Annotated in this window: 10 protein-coding genes; all 10 read left to right on the top strand. The window is 63.8% G+C overall.

From position 1 onward, the window contains the following. The first annotated feature begins 50 nt into the window (after positions 1 to 50). The 10 genes from ACW4QM_RS02065 (at position 51) to ACW4QM_RS02020 (ending at position 11,202) form a co-directional block, all read left to right on the top strand. On the top strand, positions 51 to 1,136 hold the full coding sequence (locus ACW4QM_RS02065; RefSeq protein WP_114548501.1) for a protein kinase family protein: 1,086 nt from the start codon (positions 51 to 53) through the stop codon (positions 1,134 to 1,136). A 309-nt stretch (positions 1,137 to 1,445) separates the two neighbouring features. Then, positions 1,446 to 2,729 (top strand): Fic family protein, encoded by a 1,284-nt coding sequence (locus tag ACW4QM_RS02060; protein ID WP_114548500.1) that lies wholly within the window; start codon positions 1,446 to 1,448, stop codon positions 2,727 to 2,729. Positions 2,730 to 2,871: 142 nt separating this feature from the next. Further along, entirely contained in the window at positions 2,872 to 3,759 is an 888-nt protein-coding gene (locus ACW4QM_RS02055) for an alkaline phosphatase (RefSeq protein WP_455798150.1), read from the top strand. 439 nt (positions 3,760 to 4,198) lie between these two features. After that, on the top strand, positions 4,199 to 5,167 hold the full coding sequence (locus ACW4QM_RS02050; RefSeq protein WP_114548499.1) for a substrate-binding domain-containing protein: 969 nt from the start codon (positions 4,199 to 4,201) through the stop codon (positions 5,165 to 5,167). Positions 5,168 to 5,179: 12 nt separating this feature from the next. Next, on the top strand, positions 5,180 to 6,172 hold the full coding sequence (gene pstC / locus ACW4QM_RS02045) for a phosphate ABC transporter permease subunit PstC (protein ID WP_114548498.1): 993 nt from the start codon (positions 5,180 to 5,182) through the stop codon (positions 6,170 to 6,172). After that, complete coding sequence (gene pstA / locus ACW4QM_RS02040; RefSeq protein ID WP_241521329.1) at positions 6,169 to 7,167, top strand: phosphate ABC transporter permease PstA; 999 nt, start codon at positions 6,169 to 6,171, stop codon at positions 7,165 to 7,167. Before pstC ends, pstA begins: the two co-directional genes overlap by 4 nt. An 8-nt stretch (positions 7,168 to 7,175) precedes the next feature. Continuing rightward, positions 7,176 to 8,027: a phosphate ABC transporter ATP-binding protein PstB gene (gene pstB, locus ACW4QM_RS02035; protein ID WP_425292714.1), complete on the top strand. Its 852-nt coding sequence runs from the start codon at positions 7,176 to 7,178 to the stop codon at positions 8,025 to 8,027. Positions 8,028 to 8,309: 282 nt separating this feature from the next. Beyond that, positions 8,310 to 9,353 carry a Na/Pi cotransporter family protein gene (locus tag ACW4QM_RS02030; RefSeq protein WP_161128192.1) on the top strand — a complete coding sequence of 348 codons (1,044 nt, stop codon included), beginning with the start codon at positions 8,310 to 8,312 and terminating at the stop codon, positions 9,351 to 9,353. Positions 9,354 to 9,559: 206 nt separating this feature from the next. Further along, positions 9,560 to 10,291, top strand: a complete 732-nt coding sequence (locus ACW4QM_RS02025; RefSeq protein ID WP_412324309.1) for a response regulator transcription factor — start codon at positions 9,560 to 9,562, stop codon at positions 10,289 to 10,291. Continuing rightward, on the top strand, positions 10,288 to 11,202 hold the full coding sequence (locus ACW4QM_RS02020) for a sensor histidine kinase (protein WP_418133406.1): 915 nt from the start codon (positions 10,288 to 10,290) through the stop codon (positions 11,200 to 11,202). The genes ACW4QM_RS02025 and ACW4QM_RS02020 overlap by 4 nt, the downstream gene beginning before the upstream one ends. Positions 11,203 to 11,206: the final 4 nt, after the last annotated feature.

The following is an 11,206-nucleotide window of genomic DNA, read 5'->3' as shown; positions in this document are numbered from 1 at the left end:
CCTCCACGGGCCTGTCGTATAATGGGGCCGCGATGGAAAGGAGGTGCGGCGTGCTGTATCAGTTGATGAACAAGGACAAGGTGGTGGCCACCTACGAGGAAGAGAAAAGGCTGGATGACTATCGGTATACCGAGATCGAGCGCCTTGATGGCTATGTGCCCTATGGCTTCGTAGACATCAACGACTGGATCGACGGTCGTCAGATCGCCAAACACCGCACGTCCATCGAGAGGCTCATGCGCGAACTGGGCCTTACCACGCGTCACGACTTTATCTCCATGGCGCGTTGCCTTGCGCTCACCGATACCTTTTGGATGAAGCGCGCCGATGAGGATATCTCTTGGAACGACGTGTCGCTGTACCGCAATCCTTTCGACGACGTTATCGCTCGCATTGCCTTCGACGGCACGGGCATGTACGGCCGACAGAATTCTCCCACGTCTCCCGAGTTCGCTACCTCGGGCTCCTTCGCCAAGTGCTGGGTGCGCGAGGGCGACCAGGTATCGCTGCTCAAGCGTGGTTCCGAAGGCTACGCCAACGCGGGATTCGAGCCCTATTCGGAAGTGCTGGCCGCAGAAGTGTTGCAGGCAGCGTCTATCGACCATGTGCCCTATACCATCGAGAATTTTCACGGCAAACTTGCGAGCAAGTGCCCGCTGTTTGCTTCGGAAAAGGTGGGATTTGTGTCGGCCCATCGGTTCTTTGACGGTCCTTTTGATGTGGAAGACGTGCTTGCCTTCTGCGACGCGCACGGCGGCGACGAATCGTTCCGTGAAATGATCGTTATGGATGCGGTTATGGCAAACGTCGATCGCCATGCGGGTAACTACGGGTTTCTGGTCGATAACGAAACGGGCGAGATTCTGCGCATGGCGCCGCTGTTCGATCAGAACATGGCTTGTCTTCCCATGATGATGGAGCATGACGATTTCGACGAGTACCTCAGCATGATCGGCCCGAAGATTGGTGCGTCGTTCGTCAGCATCGCCCGAGCGCTCATCACCTCGGATATCCGCGCGAAGCTGGTGGCTCTGAAAGACTTCGAGTACACCGACCCAGGCATGGGCTACCCTGCTTGGAAGCTCGCGGCTGTCAATCGCTGCAAAGATCGCATGATCGCCGACATTCTCGCATAGTCGCAAGTATTGCGGCCGCAAATGCCACTTCGACCCCGCTTTGGTAAGGCCGACTGGGGACGGTCTGCCATACCTGCCCTCAACTGGCATTTTTCTGCCATTTCAGGCCCAAAATGGCAGAGACGCCCCGGGCTCATTGACCATTCCGGCCTTCAACTGGCATTTTCTCAGCTGAAAGAGAACCGGCTCTTCGCCGGGAAGGATTCGTTGCGGAAGGGCGGAGAGCGGTAGGGAGGGAAACCGCTCTTGAAAAAGAAAGGTTAATGCACTAACCTTTCTTTTCTGCAACGAAAAAGAAAGGTTACGAGCATGGGGGTTTATCTCAACTGCTTTTGGCAGCCCGACAGTGGAGGCATGAACAAGGCCGAGCGCATGGGAGGCCCGTACCATCCGTACCTTCCCGACGCACTTGCCGACTACGAGCTTCTTCTCAGCCCCTCCTGCGCAAGCGCGGTGGCGGATGCCCAGGAGGCTCTGGCGAGGCTTGAACTTTCGGGCTCGCGCATCGATACCGAGCCGTTGGCGCGCATGATGCTGCGGGCCGAGGCCGTCTCTTCCTCGCGCATCGAGGGTCTTGAGATGCCGGCGGGTAAACTTTTGGAATACGAGGAGCTCGACCGCCTCGGCGTCGATCATCGCCTTGATGGTACGGAGGCCCAGATTCTCGGCAATCTTCATACGCTCGTCGATGGTCTGGCGCGGGCGGTGGCGGGCTCTCCGCTCACGGTCGAGGAGGTGTGCGAGCTCAATCGTGTGCTTCTGACCGGCACGCGTCTCGCAGAGAGGGGAGGGGTCATCCGCGCCGAACAGAACTGGATCGGCGGCAATCGCGTCAACCCGGTCGGCGCCGCCTACGTGCCCCCCTCTCCCGATGCCGTGCCGGCTCTTATGGAAGACCTCGTCGCCTTCGCCAATCACAGCGAGCTCCCTCCCATCGCCACCGCTGCCATAGCTCATGCTCAGCTCGAGACCATTCACCCCTTTGCGGACGGCAACGGACGTGCGGGCAGGGCGCTTGTTCACCTTATTTTGAAGAAGGGTGGCACGACGCGCGTCACCGTGCCGCCGATATCGCTGCTGTTGGCCACCGACCGCGAGCGCTACATCGCCAATCTCGCCGCCTTCCGCTTCGAAGGCGATGACGAGACCAAGCGGCGCGAGGCGGTGAACGGGTGGGTGGAGTACTTCGCTCGGACGACCTGCGAGGCCTGCTCCCGCGCCTCCGCGTTTGAGGAAACGTTGCTCGCTATCAGGGAGGGATGGCGCGCGAAGGTGCCGTTTCGCGAGGGATCGGCGGGCGCCCAGCTTCTCGACATCCTCTTAGGAACGCCGGTCATCAGCATCAAGACCGCCCAAGATCTCACAGGGAAGAGCTACCCAGCGGCCCGCACGGCTGTGGGCGAGCTCGCCGCGGCTGGAATTCTGAGGCAGAATGCGAAGAACCGCAAGAGCGGTATATTCGTGGCAGGGGACGTCGTGGAGGCCTTCAATGCCTACGAGCGCTCGCTGGCCACCATCTCGGGTGACACCGCTGCGGAGAAGCCGAAAAGGCCTGTGCCTCAAAGGGATGCGCGGATGTCCAAGGGCTACTGAGCAGATACTGGTTGATGAAACCGGAGCCGAGCCTCGCGGGAGTGGCGTCCATGGTGCACTGTTCGGCTGCTCCTCGGGCGAGCCAAGTTCGGTGGCCATGGCTGCCACCGGTGAAGGCGGGGCGCAAGGAGGCTCTGCGGCCATGGTGCCGAAGTACGTGTTCCTCTTCATCGGCGACGGCATGAGCTACCCGCAGATTCAGGCGACGGCCTACTTCAACGGTGCCCAGCAGAGAGGGGAAGAATCGACCATCGAGCGCGTGAGCTTCATGGACTTCCCGGTCATCGGTTCCCAGTACACCTACGATAGCACCTCGTTCTGCCCTGATTCCGCCTCCACGGCCACCTCCATTGCCTCTGGGCGCAAGACGGCCAGCGGGGTCATCAACGTGTCGCCGGACGCTTCCGAGCGCTTCGAGACCATCGCCGAGAAACTGAAGCGCCAGCTCGGCTACAAGGTAGGCGTGCTCACCAGCGTGAATTTGAACCACGCGACGCCGGCGGCCTTCTACGCCCATCAGCAGTCGCGCAAGAACTATTGCGAGATTGGCCAGGAGCTTATTGCGAGCGGGTTCGACTACTTCGCCGGTGGCGGCCTGCTCAACCCCACGGGCGCCAGCGATAACCGCATCGATCTGTACGAGGCGGCGCGCGATGCCGGCTACGAGGTAGCGCGCACCTACGACGAGGGCGCCGCGCAAGTGGCCGAGGCCGAGACGGGTAGCCTGATGCTCACTGCCTGCGAGGACGAGCAGCTGCGCGAGGCCTACGAGCGAACTGTGGCCGCCGGCGCCGGCGATCAGGAGGACATGACCCAGGAGGAATACGTCCACTACGGCACCTACGAGCCCTTTACCGTAACGCTCACGCACCTGCTCAACCGCAAGTCGGGCGTCGATTTCTCTACCTGCGCCCATTCGGGTCTCACCGTGCCCGTGTTCGCCCTAGGCGCCGGTGCCGAAGTTTTCGATGGCTTCTACGACAATACCGAGATCTACGCGAAGCTAGCCGCGCTGACTGGCGTCGCTTAGGTTGTTCTGTCACCCTTCATCTGTTTTCTCCTCTCTGTCCGGCCGGAGCGCGTCCCCTCCCAAGCGCTCCGGCCTTCTTGTGCTGAGTCGCACGATTAAGTAACTTTCTGGCATATGAAAAGCGCCTGAATGACCGGAGGGATGCCAAAGGTGCCTGAAGCGCGCGGGAGACTGCCAGGGCAGCTGCTCAGAGCAGTCATTGCCATGCGAGCCAAACGGCGGTCAAGCAAGCGCTGCAAGTGTTTGGCGCTGACGCTTTACCAAAGCTTTTCGAAACTGACGGAGACTCTTTACGGGCGCTGCTCGGTTCTTTTACGGAGCGGGGCCATCATGAATGCACGGAAGCGACGTTCCCTTGTGGGTCGCTTTCGCGAGTTGAATGGCCCTTGCGGGCGGTGGTTCTGGGATGCCGACCCGCGCGTTTGAAAGGAACGACGACATGAAAGCATCTTCGGTATCTTCTCGTTTGCCGCGGCGGTTGCAGCGGCTGGCGGTGCTCGCTGGAGCGGCGGCTCTGTGCGGGGCGCTGGCAGTGGCGCTTGCGGGTTGCGCAGGCACATCGGCCGGCGATACGGCCGCAGCGGGCGACTCGGCCAGCGCATCTGGCGGCAGCGGCGCATCCGCCAACGCTCCCATCTCGGTGTACTCCCGCGAGGACGGCTCCGGCACCCGCGGCGCCTTCGTTGAGCTGTTCGGCATCGAGCAGAAGGACGCCAACGGCGACAAGGTGGACATGACCACTCCCGCGGCCGCCATCACCAACTCCACGGCGGTCATGATGACGTCGGTGGCCGGCGACCCCAACGCCATCGGCTATATCTCCTTGGGCTCGCTGGACGACACGGTGAAGGCGGTGTCCATCGATGGCGTTGCGCCCACCGCCGCGGCCGTGAAGGACGGCTCCTATGCCATCGCGCGTCCCTTCAACATCGTGACGAAGGGCGAACTCGCCGCGCCGGCCGCCGACTTCCTCGCGTTCATCATGAGCGCCGAGGGGCAGGCCGTGGTGAGCGACAACAAGTACATCGCCATCGACGATGCGGCCGCCCCCTTCGCTTCCAATGGCGCCAGTGGGAAGGTGGTTGTGGCTGGATCCTCCTCGGTCACGCCGGTCATGGAGAAGCTGGCCGAGGCCTTCCAGTCGGCTAATCCCCAGGTGACCGTGGAAGTGCAGCAGTCCGATTCCACCACGGGCGTGAACATGGCGCTCGATGGCACCTGTGACATCGGCATGGCTTCCCGCGACCTGAAGGACTCCGAGACCGGCGCCGGCGCTGAGGGCACGGCCATCGCCCTGGATGGCATCGCGGTCATCGTGGCTCCTTCTTCCTCGGTGAACGACCTGACGAGCCAGCAGGTGTGCGACATCTATACCGGCGCGGCTACCAGCTGGGCCGACGTCGCCTAAGCGGGATCGACTATGCTGTTCTCCCTGCTGAACGTGCCGCCAGCAAGTGCATCGACGGCCGCCGGCTCCGGGGGCGCCGGAGCGCCCGGAGCCGGCGCAGGTCTCGCAGCTGCCGGTGTCCCTGCGGCGGCCCGCGTGCCCAAGCGCCGCCCACATGTCCTACGCGAAGGGGCTGCCCGGGCCCTCTTCGGGACGGCCGCGGCCCTCTCCATAGCCGCCGTGGCGCTGATCTGCCTGTTTCTGCTGGCCAACGGCGTGCCGGCCATGGCCGAGATCGGGCTGCCGGAATTCCTCTTCGGCACCACGTGGCGCCCGGCCAATGACCTCTACGGCATCTTCCCCATGATCGTGGGCAGCCTGTACGTGACAGCCGGTGCCATGATCGTGGGCGTGCCGGGCGGCCTGCTCACGGCGTTGTACCTCTCGCGGTTCGCTCGCGGCCGCACGGGCTCCTTCCTGCGCAGCGGCGTGGAGCTGCTGGCCGGCATTCCATCGGTGGTCTACGGCTTCTTCGGGCTGGTCATCATCGTGCCCTTCGTGCGTCTGCTCGGGCCGGGCACGGGGCTTTCGGTGCTGGCAGCCAGCCTTATCTTAGGCATTATGATCCTGCCTACCGTCATCACCGTGGCCCAAAGCGCTTTGGACGCCGTGCCCGCTCGCTACTACGAGGGTGCCCTGGCTCTCGGCGTCGATCACGAGCACGCCGTGTTCAAGGTGGTGGCCCCGGCGGCCGCCTCCGGCATCATGGCCGCCATCGTGCTGGGGCTGGGACGGGCCATCGGCGAGACCATGGCCGTGGTCATGGTGGCCGGAAACATGCCCATCATTCCCGACTCGCTGCTGTCTGGCGTGCGCACCATGACGGCCAACATCGTGTTGGAAATGGGCTACGCCGCCGACTTGCACCGCGAGGCCCTCATCGCCACCGGTGTGGTTCTGTTCGTGTTCATCCTGCTGATCACGATGCTGCTCAACGTTATTCGGAAGAGAGGTGAGGCGCGATGAGCGATGGCTTCAACCTGCGCTTGCGTCGCCCGCGGCCCTCGGTGGTCGCCTGCTCGCCGACCTTGGGAGCCCTGGGTGCCGTCAATCTGATGCCCGCTTGCTTCGCCAAGGAAGATGCCTTGGAGGCCCACATCGCCCGCTCGTCCCGTCGGCGCCGCGCGGTGTCGGTGCTGCTGCGCTGGCTCACCTATGCCGCCGCAACGGTAACCGCCGCCGTGCTGCTGTTCGTGGTGGGCTACATCCTGGTGCGAGGCGTGCCCGCGCTTACCCCCGATCTGTTCCAGTGGGAATACACCTCCGAGAACGTGTCGCTTCTGCCGGCGCTCGCCTCGACGGTCATCATGGCGCTGCTGGCTTTGGCGCTGGCGGTGCCCGTAGGCGTCGGCGCGGCCATCTACCTGGTGGAGTACGCCCGCCGAGGCAGCCGCTTCGTGCGCCTGGTGCGCGTGACCGCCGAAACGCTGCAGGGCATTCCCTCCATCATCTACGGCCTGTTCGGCATGCTGTTCTTCGTGACGGCTTGCGGCTGGGGCCTCTCGCTTCTGTCCGGTGCCTGCACCCTGGCCATCATGGTGCTGCCGGTCATCATGCGCACCACCGAAGAGGCGCTCATGGCAGTGCCCGATTCCTACCGCGAGGGCGGCTTCGGCCTCGGTGCCGGGCGCCTGCGCACGGTGGCCCGCTGCGTGCTGCCCTCGGCGGTGCCCGGTATCCTGGGCGGCGTCATTTTGGCCCTCGGCCGTTGCGTGGGCGAGGTGGCGGCCCTGTTGTTCACCGCCGGCACTGTGGCCCAAATCCCCGACTTCGGCGGCCAGGGCATCTTCGCCCTCTTCGACTCCTGCCGCACTCTGGCCGTGCACATGTACACCCTGGCCTGCGAGGGCCTGCACGTGAACGAGGCCTACGCCACCTCGGTGGTGCTGCTGATCCTCGTTCTTCTGTTGAACGCCGCCATGCGCGTGGCGGCACAGAAAATGGAAGTGAGCAAGAAATGACGAGCTTTTTGAAAGAACTCGCGAACGAGACGAGCGCGACGGCCCTCGCTGATGCCCCGCACCCTGGATCCGCCTCGGCGTCCGCTGCGGTTCCGGTTTCCGCACCCGCTCCTGCGAAGATGGCCGTCGAGCACCTCAACCTATTCTACGGCGACTTCCAAGGCCTGCGCGATATCAACCTCACCTTCCCGGAGAACCAGGTGACGGCGCTCATCGGCCCCTCCGGTTGCGGCAAATCCACGCTGCTGAAGACGCTGAACCGCATGAACGATCTGGTGGAGGGCTGCCGCGTGGAAGGCTCGGTGCTTCTGGACGGAGCCGATGCCTACCGCACCCTGGATGCCATCGACCTGCGCCGACGCGTGGGTATGGTGTTCCAGCAGCCCAACCCCTTCCCTATGAGCATCTACGATAACGTCGCCTTCGGCCCGCGCAGCCATGGGGTGCGCGCCAAGGCCGATCTGGACATCATCGTAGAGGAGTCGCTGCGCGCGGCCGCCATCTGGGACGAGCTGAAAGATCGCCTGAAAAAGAACGCGCTCGGCCTGTCCGGCGGCCAGCAGCAGCGCCTGTGCATCGCTCGCGCCCTGGCCGTGCAGCCGGAGGTGCTGCTGCTCGACGAGTCCACGAGCGCTTTGGATCCCATTTCCACGGCGAAGATTGAGGAGCTTATCGGCCAGCTGAAGGAGCGCTACACGGTGATCATGGTGACCCACAACATGCTGCAGGCCCTGCGTATCTCCGATAAGACGGCGTTCTTCCTGCTGGGCGAGGTGGTGGAAGCCGGCGACACCGACACTATCTTCTCCGCCCCCACCGACCCCCGCACCGCCGATTACGTCGCTGGCCGTTTTGGGTAGCGGCATTCCCGTTTCCGTAGGGGCTGACCTTGGTCAGCCCTCGCGGGTGGGTTGCGCCCGCATGGCAAAAGAGGGGCGACCAAGGTCGCCCCCTACGGAGGGTTGGGCTTAACGGTCGGTAGCGCCGCACGATTTTACTTTCATTTTACGTGGCTCTTACGGCGGCTGCTCAATGGGGCTTCATACTCCTTCCCTGCTGAGACGAGCGCGGGCCGCAAGGGCGCGACCTGCCGATGAGCGCGGCTCGCAAGGGGCGAGTCGCCGTGAGAAGGAGACGCATAGGTGGAAGAACTGCTGCAAATCGGGCTGGGACTGTTCGGCGGTCTGGCCCTGTTCCTGTACGGCATGAACCTCATGAGCAGCAATCTGCAGGAGGCGGCTGGCGAACGCATGCGTGCCATTCTGGCCGCCGTGACGAAGAACCCCTTTTTCGGTGTTCTGGCCGGTGCACTGGCCACGGCGGTGCTGCAAAGCTCCAGCGCCACCACGGTCATGGCCATCGGTTTCGTGGCTGCCGGTCTCATGGGGCTGCGTCAGGCCATCCCCATCATCATGGGCGCGAATATCGGTACCACCATCACGGCGCAGATCATCGCCTTCAAACTGTCCGATTACGTGCTCGGCATCGTGCTCGTGGGCTTTCTTATCATGCAGCTCGCCAAGCAGGGACAGATGAAGTACGTCGGCACCGCCGTCTTCGGCTTCGGGCTTTTGTTCCTCGGCATCGACACCATGGGCGCTGTCATGAAGCCCTTGGCCGAGAACCCCGTGTTCACCGACCTGATTGCCCAGGTGACGGGCGTGCCGGTGCTCGGCGTTCTGGTGGGCACCCTCATGACGCTCGTGGTGCAAAGCTCCAGCGCCACTATCGCCGTGCTGCAGAACTTCGCTTCCACGCCGGGCGCCGATGGAGCGAGCATCATCGGCCTCGACGGCGCCATTCCCATCCTTCTCGGCGACAACCTGGGCACCACCATCACGGCGCTGCTCGCCGCTATCGGCCAGTCCCGCGACGCCAAGCGCGTGGCCCTGTCCCACTGCATCTTCAACCTATCGGGCTGCCTCTTGTTCGTGTGGCTCATCGGGCCCTTCGCCTCGGTGGTGGCGGCCATCCCTCCGGCTGGCCCCGAGGTGGAAGTTATTGCCCGGCAGATCGCCAACGCCCACACGCTGTTCAACGTGACCATGACCGCTTTGTGGCTACCGCTGGTCTCGGTGATGGTGAAGATCGTCATGGCGATTCTCCCCGAGAAGCCGCGTCGACCGCGCGACCCGCTGGTGGACACCCTGGAGACGCCGCTGGCCCCCGACGCAGCGGCCGCCTAAGCCGCCCTTGCGACCGACGGCGCTACCCCGCACCGTCGGTCGCTTTCGCGCTGGTTTCCGGTTGCGCCGAGGTGTCGCTGGGGCGGCACTGGGACGGCACTGCCTGTTCGGCCGGCCCCACGGCTCTTTGACGCCTTGCCGCCCATCTCTGCGTCGCGCGGCTGTTGCGCTACAATGACCGCGCACCTGTTCCAGAAAGGATTCCCATGAGCAAAGCCCCGCTCATCTATTACGTGGAAGACGACGAGCATATCCGCGACCTGACTGCCTATGCGCTGCATCAAGCGGGTATGGAAGTGCGTGCGTTCCACGATGGCGACGGTCTTGTTGAGCGGTGCGCGCTCGAGCCGCCCGATGCGGTGCTGCTGGACATTATGCTGCCCGGCGACGACGGTCTCGTTCTGCTGCAGGCCCTGCGCGGCAATGCAGCGACCGAGAACCTCCCCGTCATGATGCTCACGGCCAAGGGCACCGAGTTCGACAAAGTAGTAGGGCTCGATGCCGGTGCCGACGACTATCTGGCGAAACCCTTCGGCATGATGGAACTCATCTCGCGGGTAAACGCGCTGCTGCGGCGCGCGAGCCGTCCGAGCCAAGGCGCCGCAGAAGAGGTGGCGGAACCCAGTGACCTTATGGCCGTCGGCGCGATCAAGCTGTCGCCGTCCGCCCGCACCGTGGTGGCGAATGGCCGGGAAGTCAACCTCACACGCAAGGAGTTCGACCTTCTGCGCACGCTCATGGAGAACAAGGGCCGCGTGCTCACCCGCGAGCAGCTGCTCGAGCAGGTGTGGGGCGTAAGCTTCGTCGGCGAGACGCGCACGGTGGACATGCACGTGAAGACGCTTCGCCGCAAGCTGGCCGAAGCGGCCCCCGGTTCCGAAGAAGCCGTCGCCACCGTGCGCGGCGTGGGCTATCGCTTGAAGAAGAGCGCCTCATGAGTGCCACCAACGCCTCACGCAACGGCTGCGAGGCCGAAGCTGCTGAAGTGCCGGTAGCCGCTCCTGAGGTAGAGGCCGACAAGCCGGCGCGCTCGAGATCGGCCCTCGCGCGCAACGAAGAGCTGGCTCGCGCCGAGAAGATGCGCCGCGAATTCTCGGCCAACGTCTCCCATGAGATGAAAACGCCCCTGCAGGTGATCTCCGGCTATGCGGAGCTGATGGCCAACGGCCTGGTGCCCCCTGAGGACGTGCCGCGTTTCGCGCAGCTCATCTACGAGGAGTCCCAAGCCATGCGCGCGCTCATCGACGATGTGCTTATTCTTTCGCGTCTCGACGAGATGGCGCCGGGCGACAACGAAACCGAGGCAGTGAATCTGGAAGAGGTGGCCAGTCGGGTGGTGGGGCGCTTGACCAAGCTGGCCGCCGATGCGGGAGTGACCGTTGGCCTCAAGGCCGAACCGGTCATCATTCGGGGCAACGAAACCCTGCTCAAGCAGATGATCTATAACTTGGTCGAGAACGCCATCCGCTACAATCGCGAAAATGGTCGCGTGTTCGTGGAGGTGTACGCGGAGGACGTTGTCGGTGCGGAGGATGCGTCTGGTAGGGGGTTCGTGCACGGCGTTGCGCCGGGCGAAGGCGATGCTGAGGAGGGGGTCAAGGCGGCTGCTCCGGTGCGCATGGGCGTCATCCGCGTGAACGACACGGGCGCGGGTATTCCCGCCGACAAGCTGGAGAAAATCTTCGAGCGCTTCTATCGCTTGGAGAAAAGTCGCTCCAAAGAGCTGGGCGGCACGGGGCTGGGCCTTGCCATCGTTAAGCATGCCGCTCTCTACCACGGCGGCGAGGTGTCCGTGGAGAGCGAAGAAGACGTCGGCACCCGTTTCACCGTGCGGCTACCCATCGGATGACAAA

This window comes from Adlercreutzia sp. CNCM I-6207 (assembly GCF_977072305.1).
Note: the sequence above shows the minus strand (reverse complement) of the source record. Positions and strands in the feature narration are given on the sequence as shown.